The following is a 14,981-nucleotide window of genomic DNA, read 5'->3' as shown; positions in this document are numbered from 1 at the left end:
TCTATCCGGACACGCGGCACGGGCCCGCGTTATGTTCTAGCCAGAGCCTACTGACGCTGAGGCAAGTTTTCAACGCTTTCGAGAATTTTTCCGATCGAACCTGAATCGTCACGCAAAGAGCCATTTCTCTGCCTCAGGAGATCCACCGGCTGGCCGCGGGGCCGCGAGTCTCGCGCGATATTTTGCCCGCGAGACCGATTTTCTCGCCGAATGACTGAATTACGCCGCGTCGTGTCGTAGAATCCTGCCGGGAGGCTCTGAGTTTGGATCGTATCGGCGTCGTTGGCGCCTCATTCCGCACGGCTCACATCGACAAGCTCTCCGCGGCCGCCTTGCCGCCAGATTTCCCGAGGGAAAACCTGGTCGAGCTGGCCCGTCTCGCGGGCTTTTCCGAACTGGTGTACCTCGGTACGTGCAACCGCGTCGAGTTCTACTTTCGAGGGGAAAGCCGGATTCATACCAATCCCCTGCTCTTCCATCTGCGGCGAAGCCTGGCCGACCTCACCGACGGCCAGTGCCAGCTGCCGGAGGAGGACTCCCTGTACGTCTATTTCGGACGAACCGCCGTGCGCCACCTGTTTCGCGTCACCTCGGCTCTCGACTCGATGATGGTCGGAGAAGCACAGATCATGGGACAGGCGAAGGAGGCGCACGAGATCGCCCACAACTCGGGTCTCCTCGGCGGCATTCTCGATCAGACCTTTCACGAGGCCTTTCACCTCGCCAAACGGATCCGCACCGAGACCGAGCTCGCCCGTCGTCCGGTATCGCTGGTGACCCTGGTGGAGCGCAAGCTCAACGAGCACCTCGACACCTCCTCGACCCCGGTCCTGATTCTCGGCGCCGGGGAGATGGCGCGGCAAACCCTGAAGCTGGTGCGCGGTAATGATTCGACCCGACCTGTGATCGTCGCCAACCGCACGCCCGAACGAGCACGCGAGATGGCCGGCGACGACCCCAATATTTCGACCATGCCTCTGGAGGAGGCAGCCGCGAAGCTCCCCCAGGTCGGGACCGTCCTCGCGGTCACCTCGTCGCACGAGGCGCTGCTCGACCGCAACGCGGTGGCGTCCGTCCGGGACAGACTTCCGGACGGTGAGGAGTTGCTGATCGTCGATCTGGCCATGCCCCAGAACGTCTCGCGCGAAGCCGGCAGCCTCGGACGCGTCGTGCTGCACGGAATCGAGGAGATGCGCGAGGAGGCCGAGACCAACCGCAAGCGCCGCCTCGAGGAGTTGGACCGATGCGAAAAACTCGTCGAGCATCAGCTCACCATCCTCCGCCGCCACCTTCTCGATCGCGCCCTTTCCCCAGCCGCACGCAGCATCCAGAAATCGTTCACTGAGATGGCGGACCGGGCGGTGCAGCACAGCTTCAGCAAGGAGCTCGCCCATCTCGGCGAAGAGGAGCGCCGTGCGGTCGAAAAAATGGCCAAGGGTTTGGCCAAGCGACTCGTGCAGGTCCCGTTGAAAGGCCTGAAGGTTGCCGCGGCTCACCATTCGAGCGCCGTGATCGACGGCTTCCTCATAGGCCTCCGAAGTAGTGACAGATCGCGAAAGGACGAAGATCGTTGAATTCGAAGGCGGTCCTACGCCTTGGCACACGGGGGTCGGAACTCGCCCTCTGGCAGGCCCGCCGCGTCTCGGATCGGATCGCGGAATCCCTCGACATCGATTGCACGATCGAGATCATCCAGACAAAGGGTGATCGCATCCAGGATGTGGCGTTTCGCAAGATGGAGGGCAAGGGTTTCTTCACCAAGGAACTGCAGGACGCCCTGATGGAGAACAGGATCGACCTCGTCGTACATTCACTCAAGGACCTCCCGGTGGAAGAACCCGACGGCCTCGATCTGATTGCAATTCCGGAGAGAAGCGAAACGTCAGATCTCCTGATAGCCAGGAAGGGCCTGATCCGGCCGGACCACGCGAGTCCTTTCGGGCTGCCCGAAAACACCGTCCTCGGCACCTCGTCCCTTCGTCGAGCGGCCCAGGCTCTGGCAGCCTACCCCGGGGTCGAAATTCGCGCCCTGCGCGGAAACGTGCCCACGCGCATCCGCAAGCTGCGCGACGGTGGATATGATGCGATCCTGCTCGCCACCGCCGGCGTCCGCCGGCTCGGGCTGAGCCTCGACGACCTGGATAACGTCGAGCTCGCGCCCGAGGTGATGCTTCCGGCTCCAGGTCAGGGTGCACTCGCCATCGAAACCCGCGTCGACGACCCGCTCACCCAACCGTTGAAGGACTTGAATGACCCTGCGGTGGCGCGCTGTGTCGCGGCAGAACGAAGCTTGCTGAAGGCCCTTGGCGGCGGTTGCCAGCTCCCCCTTGGTTGCCTCGGGACCGAGGACGAGTCGGGAATCAGATTGCAGGCCGTGCTCGGTGAGGTCGACGACAGCGTGACGAGAGCAACGGTATCGCGAGTCGGAGGACTTGCCCCGAATCCCGAGACCGCGGCCCGCGTCTGCTTCGAAGCTCTGCGCCTCGCGATGCCCGGGGCGGTGCCGAAATGAGGCGATTCGTTCTGATAACTCGCCACCCTGCGGACTGCACGGAGCTCCAGAAACTTCTTGACCCTTGCGGTCTGACGCTCCGACCCTACCCCGTGCTTCGGCTCGTCGAGGATTGGGACGAGGGTGGCTGGAAGGCGGTTACGGAGCGATTCCCGACCTCGTCAACCATCGGCAGGATCGTGGTCGCATCGCCGCGGGCCCCGAAGCCGTTCGTCGAAGCTTGCCGTCGAATCGGCGCGGAGCACCTTCTCGAACTTCCGGCCGCTGCTGTCGGTTCGAGCACCGAAATCGCGGCCCGTGAAGCCGGTCTCCACGTCGACACGGTGGGGCCCGGCACCGGTATTGGCCTCGCTCACCACCTCAACCAGATCATCGATGCTCCAGCGACGGTCATTCTCGCGTGTGGCCGCGAACGGCGTCTCGAACTTCAGAACACGCTTGCGGCGGCGGGGCACGAGGTCTTGCCGGTGGTCGTGTATCGCATGGACCCGACCCCGCCACGGGAGCTGCCGCCACTCGGACCGAGCCTCGAAGCGGTCGTGCTGACGTCGCCTCGGGCTGCAGAGCTCTACCTGGCCGGGGTCGGCGGATTGCCGCTCCCGTGTCCGCACTGGGCGCTCGGACCGACGACGCGCGACGCCGCTGCTGCACTCGGGATGCGCTGCTCGATTCCACAGAAACCCAGTATCGAATCCCTCGCGGAGGAACTATGCAAGATCTGATCATCCGACCCAGAAGACTGCGCGCATCGGCTGCGATGCGCGATCTGGTTGCCGAAGCCCGTCTCGACGCGCGAATGCTCGTCCAACCGCACTTCGTCGTGCCGGGCGCCGGCGTTTCCGAGCCGATCGGTGCGATGCCCGGCATCGACCACCAGTCGGTCGATCAACTGTTGGAGACCGTCGGACGCGACCTCGACCTCGGCATCCGCGCCTGTCTGCTCTTCGGCGTTCCCGACGAGGACGTCAAGGCGCCCGACGGATCGGGGGCGGCACGCAAGGACAATCTGGTTTCGCAGGCCGTGTCGGCCCTGAAGGACGCTTTTGGAGATCAGCTCCTGGTGATGACCGATGTCTGCCTCTGTGCATACACCGATCACGGCCACTGCGGGCTCGTGATCGACGGCAAGATCGACAACGACGCGACCCTCCCCCACCTGGCAGCGATGGCACTGGCCCACGCACGCGCCGGCGCCGATGTGGTCGCGCCCTCCGACATGATGGACGGACGGATCGCGGCGATCCGCGAGGCACTGGACGACGACGGCCTGGTTGACGTCGCGATCATGTCGTATTCGGTCAAATATGCCTCCGCATATTACGGACCATTCCGCGAGGCAGCCCATTCGGCACCGGCACAGGGTGATCGCAAGTCCCACCAGATGGACACCCGCAACCGACGCGAAGCGATGATCGAGGCGGAGCTCGATATCGAGGAGGGCGCCGACATCCTGATGGTAAAGCCGGCGCTGGCGTTCCTCGACATCGTCGCCGACCTTCGTGAAGCCTTCGCGAACCCACTCGCGGTCTACAACGTCTCCGGCGAGTATTCGATGGTCAAGGCGGCGGCGGCGAAAGGCTGGGTAGACGAGCGGTTGGTGGTGCTCGAGAACTGGCACGCGTTCCGGCGCGCCGGAGCCGACATCCTGATCACCTACCACGGTCGCCAGGCGCTCTCCGAGGGCTGGCTGTGAGCGACACCAGGCGCAGCCAGGAGCTGTTCGCCCGAGCGCTCGATCTAATGCCGGCCGGCGTCAACTCGCCGGTGCGGGCCTTCCGCTCGGTCGGCGGCGATCCGTTTTTCTACCAACGCGGTACCGGCTGCCACATCGTCGATGTCGACGGCAATCGGTACATCGACTACGTTTGTTCTTGGGGACCACTGATTCTCGGACACGCCTACCCGGACGTGGTCGAGGCCGTGGCATCGACCGCGGCTGCCGGTCTCAGCTTCGGCGCGCCCTGTCGGCAGGAGGTGGAACTCGCAGACCTGGTGGTGTCATCCGTCCCCCACCTGGAAATGATTCGCTTCGTTTCCTCCGGCACCGAAGCGGTGATGTCCGCGATTCGCCTCGCCAGAGGGGTGACCGGTCGCGACACGGTGGTGAAATTCTCCGGCTGTTATCACGGCCACGCCGATCATCTGCTGGTCTCTGCCGGATCCGGCCTCGCCACCTTCGGCACGCCTTCTTCGGCCGGAGTGCCCGAGGCGTTCGCCCGCCACACCGCGGTCCTGCCGCTCGGCGATGGCGAAGCGTTCACCAACCTGATGGAGAAACGGGGATCGGAAATTGCCGCGGTGATCATCGAGGGCGTGCCGGCGAACGCCGGCCTTCTCATCCAGCCACCCGAGTTCATGCAGCTCCTGAGAGACCAGTGCACGCGGCATGGCTCGTTTTTGATCATCGACGAGGTCATCACCGGCTTCCGCCTCGGAGTAGGCGGCGCCGCCAGGCTTTACGGCATCGAGCCCGATCTCGCGACTTACGGCAAGATCATCGGCGGTGGCATGCCGGTGGGCGCGTACGGCGGTCGGCGGACTCTGATGGAGCAGCTCGCCCCCCTCGGCCCGGTGTATCAGGCTGGCACCCTCTCGGGTAATCCGGTGGCGATGGCCGCCGGAGCAGCAACTCTCCGCGCGCTGTTGGCGGACAACTGTGCGGCCTACGGCCAACTCGACGGAATCGCGTCCCTGCTGGAAGAGGGCCTGCACGACGTGCTGGCGCGGCTTGGCGTCGAGTGGTCGGTGGTTCGGATCGGATCGATCCTCTGGCTCGCGCTCCAGCCCGGTGATGCTCCCACCCGTTACGAAGACATTCGACCAGAATCTGCCGAGACCTATGCCGCGCTCCACCGCGCCCTGCTTGAGCGGGGCGTCTCGCTCGCGCCGTCCGCCTACGAGGTGATCTTCGTCTCTCTCGCCCACGATCGAGGGGTCATCGATCAGACGATTCAGGCGTTCGAGGAAGCGGTGAAGACGATCACCTAGAAGTCATATTTTCGAATTTCGGAACTCACCGACAGCAGCGATTTGTGACCGTAGCCGTGGGGATCGCAGGCAGAGCGAAAGCTGGGCCGGAGAGGATTGGTGGGAGGCTTTTCGACCAATCGCTGCTGGCGGGGAGTCACGACGCCCGAAGGGCGTCAGCAATTGGGATTTCGGATTTAGCTGTCCTCACCAGGTGGCGAGGTCGGCCCCACCAGACGGCGGAACCGTACAGGCTGGGTTCAAGAGGTAGAGCTCGAGGCCACGGTCGCTCCAGATCGGTTCGAGGCACCGTGTGCAGAAATCGGTGAGGCGGGTCTGCACCTCCGGGTCGCGGACGACGAAGAACCGGTCATGGCCACGGAGTCGAGCGCTGCGCACGGCCTCCCAGCGGTTCGCCAGGACATGGGTCAACCCCATCGCCTCGAGGTGCGCGGCCAGATCTTTGGCGTTTGATGAGTTCCTGGCGAGATCGAGCAACAGCGGATCTCGGTAGGGATCATTGAACACCACCGGTCGCTCGAAACCGAGGGGGCGAGCCTCGGCGACCATCAGGATCCGGGCATCTTCGTCGAGCGATGCAACCGGATCGAAGGCCGGGGTCGAGCTCACCCACCGGGCAAGGAGTGGCTCCGCCGGCGTCACGCCCAGTGCAATCCCGAGGCGTTCGGCGCCTACCGACGTCACGGTTCCGGCAAGAGTCAGAGCCACGACGATCGCGACCAGAATCACGGCTGCGGCTCGAATTCTGCTTGGCAGGCCGCTCAGCAATCCAGCCACGGCACTACCGAGCACGGCCACCGCAGGCACCAGAACCGGCACCAGGTAACGACTGACGTGAAGAGTCACGAGCCAGAAAACAACTCCAGCGACCGCTCCGGCGGCAAGCGCACTCAACCGCGAGTCCCCGCGCAGGCGAGGCCACATGAACACCGCCAACGGAACCAAGGCGAGGTACGCGAATCCGACTGATGGGAAACCGTCGATCGAGGCCGAGAAGCTCCCGAGATCGAGGCCCTTGGCGATGTGGCCGAGTGAGGTGTCCAAACCCGAGAGGGTGGTCGAGAAACCAACAGCGGTTTCAAAGGACTGACGAAGTGTAGAAGCGAATACCCGGTTGGCGAACGGAAACAGAGGATTCCCGGTGACGATGAAGTTCCGAAGCGCCCACGGCGCGAACGCCAACCCGGCACCGACCACACCGATCGCCGCGCGTTGAACGAAGAGCACCCAGTTCCTCTCATCACGCCACGGCCTGTGCAGCACCAGCGAGCCGATTCCGACCGGTATCGCCACCGTTCCGAGCGCGATGTACTTGGTGCCGGCGGCGAGGCCGACGCAGACACCGGTGGCGGTCCACCATCGCACGGGATGTCCCGAATCCTCAGCGGTCCGAAGCAGAGAGATCCACGCACCGGCCGCAAACAGCCCCACCACGAGATCCGACCCCGCCGTCGTCGCGAGATGCAATACGACCGGCGTTGTCGCGAATATCCAGAGCGCCCAGATCCGAGCCGATGCGTTACCGGAACGAGCAGCCAGAGTGCCGATGGCGATCACCGTCACCACCCCGCTCCACCAGTGGATCATCTGCGCCGACCACGACCCTAGGGTCGCCAACCCATAGGCATAGAGCAGGCTCGAGTTGACCGGCATGAACGAGTACCAGTCGTTCGGCAGGGGGTGAATGCTGCCGCTTCCCAACCACACCCACGGGAATCCCAGGTGTTGGTGCCACTGGTCATAGAACGGGGAGACGACGGTTGCCATGAGGGCCGTCACGGCGGCCAAACCGATCAATGGCCCGATTCTCACGTCGATCTGCGGACCTCCGATCGGCCGCCGAAACACTTGGACGCAGCCGACGACCGCCCACAGCAGGAGAATTCCGAGGAGAGGCCAGGGTCGAAACAACTCGAGAACCGCCAATCCGGCCGCGCACACCACCAACACCCCGGTTCCGGCGATCGCAGCGACCACCTCGTCCTCCCAGCTGCCGTGATCGCCTCCCACCAGATACCTGACGATCGGACGCCCCGAGCCGAGCGTGGCGAGGGTCCACACGAGCAGCCAGACTGCGGCGGCAATCGCCGGCGCGAAGGCTCCGTAACCTCGCGTCGCATCCGCGCGCACGAGCACGTAGGCCGCGCCGATGACGAGTGCTGTCAACGCGAGTCCGGTTCGGAGGTCCAGCGGCGTCCGCCGATCGGTGTTCCCGGTGCCCTCCGCCGGGCTCAACGCGACTCTCCGTCCGATGGATCGTGTCGCGCGCTCTCAGTCTCGATCGACGGCTTGGACCGGCGCACGACATGACTGAGGACGCAGAAAACGAACTTCGGCCACTGGCGCCAGATTTTGATGTGGCTCTCACCGTACTGGCGGCGAGACTCGTGGGTCGGCACATTCATCACCCGATGGCCGGCGAGCAGCATTTTCATCACCATTTCCTGTTCGATGGTGTGGATATCCTCCCTCAAACCGACATCCATCACCGCCGATCTCAGCACCGCGCGAAATCCGTTGAGGGTGTCCGTGAGTTCGACGTCCCAGCGACGGTTGATGGCGATGTTCATCGAGATGTTGCCGATCGTGCGCACCAGCTGGCCGATAGTGATCGAAAGCTCCTCCGAACCACCGGTGAATCGAGAGCCGACACAGAGATCTGTCTCGCCTGTAACCACAGGACCCGCTAGCCGGGGGATGTCCGCAGGTTCGTGGGAGCCGTCCGCGTCCATGAACACAATGACCGGATCGTCGACCAGTGAAAAGCTGGCCCGGATCGCGGCGCCCTTTCCCCTGCCCGGATCGAGGTATACGTCGGCACCTGCTTCGCGCGCCCGCTCGAATGTGCGATCGGTCGAATGGCCGTCCATGACGACCACATGATCACAGAAACGCTTCGCCTCGCGAACTGCCCCGGCGATCGTGCGCTCTTCGTTCTTCGCCAAAATCACGGTCGCGACCGATCTCAGCGTTTCGGATTCCATCGGGATCCCAATCGGCCTTCCCTGCCAGCGATCTCCCTGTTCACGATTCTCGGTGTCGGACGACGCCGCGAGCCAAAAGATTGTTCACCAGCAACTTGTTTTCGACTTCCGAGCCCGGGATCATCTTTAGGATCTCGCCCAGCGCGTACATCCCGTTGATTCGCGACAACAGGAATCCCTCCTGCGGGCTGCAGCTGAGCGACGTGAGCTCCGAAGCGGGTATCGCCAATTCGAGAACCGTCGAGTTGTTCAGATCGAGTTCCTGAGCCGCACCCTCGATTTTCCCCTGCACCTTGCCCGTCAGTTCGGTCACTTCCGGATCCGTCGGGTACTTCCCCCGAATCTCGTCGAGTCGCTGATAGGCACCCAAGAGGTCACCCTCATGCATCAGTTCCTCGACCTGCCGGATGAGCGTCAACCACGAACCCTTCGAGAAGCCTGGAATCGCGGTGATCTCGTCGCCGGGAGCACGAACTTCGAACAGTCCGTGGGTCATTCCCTGGAAGATGAACATCAGCACGTGAAAGAACGCGAGGCGGGCCGAGAGGGCGATTTTCTCGATGCTGTTCTCGTCGTTTATCTCACGCAAAATATTGAGCTCGATCTCGCCGAGCTGCTCGACATCGACCGCACGAACCACCTTTGGAATCCAGGTCTCGTCCGGGATCGCATCCACGCAGCGCGCCCATTCATCCTTGCGACGAACACCCTCCAGCACGATCATCTCGACCGGAAGATTGAGCGGTTGAAACTTCTTCGCCGGAAGGATGTTTTCGAGGAAGCGAAAGTCTCCCTCCTGCCACAGGAAGAGCTCGTAAATCGTCTCCTCGGTTTTCACCTGTAGAATGTGCTGCAGCTCTTCCCTGGTCAACCGGCCAATGATCACCAGCAGCTCACCGAGGAGAGTCCCGTGATGCTCCTGCATGTCGAGGAGTTCCTGGAGCTCCTCCTCGCCCAGCAGACCCCAGCCTACGAGGTAGTAACCGAGGAACTCTTTCGGGTTTTCAGACGACGCCGCCGCTATCAGACCGTCACGGAAGTAGATCTTCTTGTTGTGCGGATCGCCTTCGACCGACAGGGTTCCGGTTTTGCGGCTTTGAGACACCCATTGCAGGAGATCTGCGAACGGCATCGTACGAAGATTGCCACTGATCGACAACTGAGGCACCCCGGAGTCAATAACTTAGACAAACGCCCTCCGCATGGTGCCGGAGGGTCCTGGAGAATTCTCCCAAAATGTTTCGGGTCTGTAACTTACGGCCCATTAGAAATTATATCACGCCGGTGAACGGACGATCTTCACGTACACGAGGCACAACCGTCTCCCGAACGAGATGTTTGGCAACGTCTGCAGTGACTATTCGAGGTGGAATTTGACGGTGAGATTGTAGTAGACACCGACCGGGGCGCCATCGCACAGAGCCGGCTCGAATCGCCACTGATCGATGGCTTCCACCGCCGCAGAGGACAGCCGTTCATCAGATGATTCGAGGACCCTGATGTCGTCGACGATTCCCTCTTCGGTGATGACCGTTTCGACCACCACGACGCCCATCACCTTTTCCTTGCGTGCCGACTCGGGATATTTCGGATTGATCTTCTCGGTGACCACCGGACGGGTGATCTCTCGACAAATGGAATCCGCCGATGTCGTCCGCAGCTTGTCCTCAGATTTCTCCGGTTTCTGGTTTTCGCGTTCCGCGTGTGAAGACGGACCGGACAACGCGGGGTCGGACCGCGTGTCTGTGTTGACGACGCTCGCGCCGAAGACCGCGACGGCGGGAACGACGAGGGCGAATGCAATGACTGTCAGGGCGATCCTGGTTTTCGACATGGATATCTCCTTTTGCAACCACACCACTCTGTCGACCAGGTCGCGCCTGCCGAGAAACGGCACCGCAACCGCAGTAATCGATTGGCGGCTCGTACAGATCACGCGCCAAAGAGCTTCCAGGTACTGACGGCGCTTTCCGGTCAATCGCACCGTGTCCGCGTCCACCACCTGTTCACGGCTCAGTGAGATTCGAGGGAGGATCAACCACACACCCGGGTGGAACCACAGAATGGCGCGCAACAGCTCTTCGAGCAACGTTTTCGGCCAATCTCTCCGCTGCACGTGCAAGAGCTCATGGCCGGCCACCCCCTCCTGCTGGTCGGCCGACAGGCTTCGAAATGACTCCGGCAGGATCACTGCTGGACGAAGCCAGCCATATGTCAGCGGTGCGGAGAGGCGTTCGCTCACCAGGAACGGCACCTCGAGCCCGAGGCGGTCCCGGAGTTTCGAAACCTGCACCGGTGTCGGAGACAGGGGCAGTGCGGCGTGCCGGCACCGGTTGAGATACCCGATACCGAGACCGAGACGTGCGAGCCCAAGCATCGCGATGCCTGCGATGATGAGGAAAATCACGTTCAAGTTGAGACCGGGCAGGGTCGCCGGGAGCGCGGTGTTGAGGGCTGCTTCGACTTCCAATCCTTTGATCGTCATGTACGGAAGAGAGGCTTCGCCGATGTGATCGAGTGGCGCCAGCGGCAAGAGCAGGACGACGACCAGCAACACCCGCCAGTAGACGAGCAGAGCCCTGGGGTGGCGGAGCCGGACCAATCGCGGCAGGATCAGGCCAGCGACGAGCAGGAGTCCACTTTGAAAGGCGTAGGAGAGAGCTGCGGGCACGGCATCGTGGAAGTTCATTCGGTCTCCCGGATCATCCGTGCGATGTCTTCGAGGTCCTTCTGTGAAATCTTCTTGTCCTTCACGAGGCTGAGAATGAGCGGCCTCGCGGATCCCTCGAAGACCCGGCCCACGAAATCATCGACCATCCCGGAGATCACCTGGCTCTTGGGTCGCACGGGCTGGTAACGGTAGGCCCTGCCCTCCTTGTGGCGTCTCAGGTGTCCCTTCTCCTCGAGGATATTCATCATGGTCATTACTGTGGTGTACGCGAGCTGACGCTGCTGGTTGAGGCGCTCGTGGACTTGGCGGACGGTGCCGCCGTCGAGCTCCCACACCACGTGCATGATTTCGAGTTCGGCGTCGGTGAGCTTTGGTTTGTCGCTTTTCATACTAAAAACATAGTACTAAGAATTTCGTCTGTCAAGGTCAACGCAGAATTTTGAATTCTCAATTTTGAATTCCCACCACCCCCCCCGGTTCTGCGGGAGGTGTGGGTGGAAAATCCGAAATCCGAAACGGATGGGCGGATGGACTTGATTTATGCTTTATTTATACCTATACTCAAAAGCCCAGGAGGGAAAGATGGCGGTGGCCCGGCAAAAACCTGAACTGGCACCACGCAAAGCCTTGCAGACCAAGAGCTTCGAGCTTCCAGACGAGCTCCGCCATACCCTCCATCGAGCCTCCGACCTCATCCGCGAGCGGCGCGCGACCCTTCGTGAAGAGCCCCTCCCCACCTCGCTGGCCGGTCTCGATCACCTGCTCGACGGCGGTCTGCCTCGGGGCGAGATGGTGGAACTCGTGGGCAGGGGCTCCTGCGGTCGCTTCGCCGCTCTCCTGGCGACCCTGCGGGCAGTGACCGGTGCCGGCGAAGTGGCCGCCCTCGTCGATCAGGGTGCACAGCTCGATCCGCAGGCAGCGGCAGAGATCGGAGTCGACCTCGAACACCTGCTGTGGTTGCGGCCGCGGAATCTCGGCGACTCCGTGGCCGCCGCCGAACTGCTGGTCCATACGGGCTTCCCGCTGGTGGCTCTCGATCTCGGTTTGCCTCCAGTTAGAGGCCGCGCGCCTTTGGCCGCCTGGCTGCGGCTCGCGCGCAACGCCGCCAACCACCAGGCGGTGGTGCTGGTGGGCTCGCCCTACCGGCTGAGCGGCTGCGCCGCCGGTGTGGTGGTGACGGCCTGCCGCGGACGTGGCGACTGGCGTCGTGGCGGCGCTTCCCGCCTCCTCTCCGGACTTCGCGCGCGACTGCACCTCAGCAAGCGGATCGGCCACACGGACCTCGGCGAGGCCGCCAACTTCCTCACGCTTCCCGAAGCAAGCTTCGGGCCAATAGTACTGAACAACTTGAGTGCTGAACAAAAATCCGAAATCCGAAATCCGAAATCCGAAATTCCGACCGAAGGGAGGAAAAATGTCGCAACCGTTTGAGATGAGCGTTCGCAGTGTTTTCGAACTCGCCGGTGAAGCATGCGGGTGGTTGCTCTTCGGGTTCTGCTTCCTGGTGCTTGCCTTCTGCGTGTGATTTCGATGTTCGTAGAACCACAGAGGCAGAACCGACGTGCCCTGGGCACGTCGGCCGGTGAGAAGACTGCGAGTAACGAATGCTCGCATTCGGAACGAGCAGGATTCTTGCCGGTGACAGGCGATCCGATCGCCTGTCGTTCTGCCTTGAATGAGCGGAACCGCCACTCAGGCTCAACGATTGCCCCTTTGCGTCTTTGCGCCTTTGCGGGGTGGGTGGCCGGATGGGCTTTGCGTTCTTCGCGGTTCAAAGACCGCCGTGCGGGCCCTAAAGGACCCGCCTCCAGGGGGCTCTTGGAGATCCGGACGGGCAGGGGGATCTGCGTTGATCTACGGTTTCGTTTTCGGCAGGCGAACTCTGTGTTCTCTGTGCATCTGTGGTTCTCGGACAGGTGGGGAAAAACTCAAAACTCAAAACTCAAAACTCAAAATTCGAATCTCTCATGACCCGAATCGCCTGCCTCTTCATCCCGCTCTTCCCGCTGGCAGCGAGACTCCGGGCCGAGCCGGAGCTGGCCGGGGAGGCGGTGGCGGTGTGCGAGGGCAACGGATCGGCGGCGCGCGTCATCGGCGCGTCGCGGCCCGCCCGCAAGTCCGGCGTGCGTTTCGGCATGAGCCTCGCCCAGGCACGTGGCATCCTGCCGTCGCTGATCGCCCGCGGACGCGACGTGTCGTGCGAGGCCTCGGCTCACGAGGCCATGGTCGAGACCGCGACCGGCCTCTCGCCCCGGGTCGAGGACGCCGCTCCGGACATCGTCTATGCCGATGTCAGTGGCATGGAACGTCTCTTCGAAGGGGAGTCCGGTGAACGCGACATGGGGCAGGCCACGATCGTCGCCGCCGAAGCCCTCGACCTGCCGGTACGGGTCGGTATTGCCGGCAACAAGCTCGCCGCCCGCATTGCCGCCCGCATGCCCGATTCGCCCAAGGTCGTTGCCACCGGTGAGGAAACACGCTTCCTCGCTCCCCTGCCACTGAACCATCTGAACCTCGACCGGCGCCTCATGGATACGCTGCGTCGCTGGGGCGTGCGCACCCTCGGCGACTTCGCCCGCCTGCCGGCGGACCGCACGGCGAGCCGGCTCGGCCCGGCTGGCGCCAACGCCCACCGGGCAGCGCGCGGTATCGATGCGAGCCCATTGGCACCCCACCACCCGCCGCCGACCTTCCGCGAGGGTATGGAGCTGGAGTGGCCGGTAGTCACCGTCGATCCCCTGCTCTACGCCCTCCGCCAGTCCCTCGAGCGAACCCGCAAGCGCCTCGAGCGCGAGGATCTAGCCTGTGCCCTGTTCGAGCTCGAGCTCGGCCTCGAGCCGGAGGGCGCCGAGCATCGCCGCATTCGCCTTCCCGCTCCGACCCGGGACGTCGATGCGCTGCTGGCCCTGACCCGCCTCGAGCTCGAGTCGAAACCACCACGGGCGCCGGTGATTTCCTTCACTTCGATCACCCACCCGGACCGCCCGCGACGCGGCCAGCTCACGCTCTTCGGCGGACCGGAGATCCACCCCGACAAGCTCGCCGGAACTCTCGCCCATCTCGCCGCCCGCATCGGCCCCGAGCACGTTGGCTCGCCGCGCTCCCTCGACGGCCACCTGCCCGAACGTTACCGGACCGCGCCCTTCGACCCGCCCCCGGCACCGAAGCTGCGGCAGCCACCACGGCGAGGAAGGGGGCTTTTGGTTGTCAGGGTCTTGCGGCCACCAGTGCCTCTTGAAGTGATAAGCGAGAACGCTTCAGATGCTGGATGCTCGATGCTGGATGCTCGATACCCCCCACCCCACCCCAGGAACTCTCACGTTGCAGAGGAGGGGGAGCGGGTGGGAATTCAAAATTCAAAATTCAAAATTCAAAATTCCGCTTTGCGGCTCGTTTCGCTCGCCTCGGAGCCGGGAGCGACGCCAAGGATTCAGGGCCTGGTGCGCGTGGCGGCGGGTCCGTGGACCCTCGAGGATGGGTGGTGGAGCGATCAGCCCGTCGAGCGTGACTACTGGGATGTAGAGCTCTCCGGCGGTGGGTTGTATCGCATCTATCTGGATCGCACGAGCGGCGAGTGGTTCGCCGACGGCATGTACGACTGATGAATTTCGGATTTCAGATTTCGGATTTCGGATTTGCTCCTCACCCACCCGGGGACAAACCACAGAGGCACCAAGACACCAAGAAATCAAAAAGCCCACCCACCCGCAACGAAAGAGAAGAGAGGCGGATCCACGCATCAAGCTCAGCATCGATCTCTTTGCGTTTTTTGCGGTTCTCGGGTGGGTCGGCGGCTCTGCACCTCTGCGCCTCCGCGCCTCTGCGT

At 63.1% G+C, this 14,981-nt stretch carries 12 protein-coding genes; 7 read left to right on the top strand and 5 right to left on the bottom strand.

Features of this window, described 5'->3' with window-relative positions; all coding sequences use genetic code 11:
• The first annotated feature begins 263 nt into the window (after positions 1 to 263).
• From hemA to hemL, 5 genes are read left to right on the top strand one after another with little or no spacing between them, the layout of a single operon-like run.
• On the top strand, positions 264 to 1,574 hold the full coding sequence (hemA, locus tag LJE93_06080; GenBank protein ID MCG6948467.1) for a glutamyl-tRNA reductase: 1,311 nt from the start codon (positions 264 to 266) through the stop codon (positions 1,572 to 1,574).
• Complete coding sequence (hemC, locus tag LJE93_06075; protein ID MCG6948466.1) at positions 1,571 to 2,512, top strand: hydroxymethylbilane synthase; 942 nt, start codon at positions 1,571 to 1,573, stop codon at positions 2,510 to 2,512. The genes hemA and hemC overlap by 4 nt, the downstream gene beginning before the upstream one ends.
• Positions 2,509 to 3,234 (top strand): uroporphyrinogen-III synthase, encoded by a 726-nt coding sequence (locus LJE93_06070; GenBank protein ID MCG6948465.1) that lies wholly within the window; start codon positions 2,509 to 2,511, stop codon positions 3,232 to 3,234. Before hemC ends, LJE93_06070 begins: the two co-directional genes overlap by 4 nt.
• Positions 3,222 to 4,205, top strand: a complete 984-nt coding sequence (gene hemB, locus LJE93_06065) for a porphobilinogen synthase (protein MCG6948464.1) — start codon at positions 3,222 to 3,224, stop codon at positions 4,203 to 4,205. Before LJE93_06070 ends, hemB begins: the two co-directional genes overlap by 13 nt.
• Positions 4,202 to 5,500, top strand: a complete 1,299-nt coding sequence (gene hemL / locus LJE93_06060; GenBank protein ID MCG6948463.1) for a glutamate-1-semialdehyde 2,1-aminomutase — start codon at positions 4,202 to 4,204, stop codon at positions 5,498 to 5,500. The genes hemB and hemL overlap by 4 nt, the downstream gene beginning before the upstream one ends.
• 186 nt (positions 5,501 to 5,686) lie before the next feature.
• On the opposite strand, the gene LJE93_06055 is transcribed toward hemL, so the two are convergent.
• From LJE93_06055 to LJE93_06035, 5 genes are all read right to left on the bottom strand, one after another.
• On the bottom strand, positions 5,687 to 7,735 hold the full coding sequence (locus tag LJE93_06055) for a hypothetical protein (protein MCG6948462.1): 2,049 nt from the start codon (positions 7,733 to 7,735) through the stop codon (positions 5,687 to 5,689).
• Positions 7,732 to 8,484: a glycosyltransferase family 2 protein gene (locus tag LJE93_06050; protein MCG6948461.1), complete on the bottom strand. Its 753-nt coding sequence runs from the start codon at positions 8,482 to 8,484 to the stop codon at positions 7,732 to 7,734. Before LJE93_06050 ends, LJE93_06055 begins: the two co-directional genes overlap by 4 nt.
• Before the next feature lie 40 nt (positions 8,485 to 8,524).
• Entirely contained in the window at positions 8,525 to 9,616 is a 1,092-nt protein-coding gene (locus LJE93_06045) for a DUF4388 domain-containing protein (protein MCG6948460.1), read from the bottom strand.
• A 225-nt stretch (positions 9,617 to 9,841) separates the two neighbouring features.
• Complete coding sequence (locus tag LJE93_06040) at positions 9,842 to 11,173, bottom strand: M56 family metallopeptidase (GenBank protein ID MCG6948459.1); 1,332 nt, start codon at positions 11,171 to 11,173, stop codon at positions 9,842 to 9,844.
• Positions 11,170 to 11,544: a BlaI/MecI/CopY family transcriptional regulator gene (locus LJE93_06035; protein ID MCG6948458.1), complete on the bottom strand. Its 375-nt coding sequence runs from the start codon at positions 11,542 to 11,544 to the stop codon at positions 11,170 to 11,172. Before LJE93_06035 ends, LJE93_06040 begins: the two co-directional genes overlap by 4 nt.
• A 193-nt stretch (positions 11,545 to 11,737) precedes the next feature.
• On the opposite strand from LJE93_06035, the gene LJE93_06030 reads away from it, so the two are divergent.
• Complete coding sequence (locus LJE93_06030; GenBank protein MCG6948457.1) at positions 11,738 to 12,586, top strand: hypothetical protein; 849 nt, start codon at positions 11,738 to 11,740, stop codon at positions 12,584 to 12,586.
• A 536-nt stretch (positions 12,587 to 13,122) separates the two neighbouring features.
• Positions 13,123 to 14,757, top strand: a complete 1,635-nt coding sequence (locus LJE93_06025) for a DNA polymerase Y family protein (protein MCG6948456.1) — start codon at positions 13,123 to 13,125, stop codon at positions 14,755 to 14,757.
• Positions 14,758 to 14,981 lie beyond the last annotated feature (224 nt).

This window comes from Acidobacteriota bacterium, assembly GCA_022340665.1.
Taxonomy (GTDB): domain Bacteria; phylum Acidobacteriota; class Thermoanaerobaculia; order Thermoanaerobaculales; family Sulfomarinibacteraceae; genus Sulfomarinibacter.
Note: the sequence above shows the minus strand (reverse complement) of the source record. Positions and strands in the feature narration are given on the sequence as shown.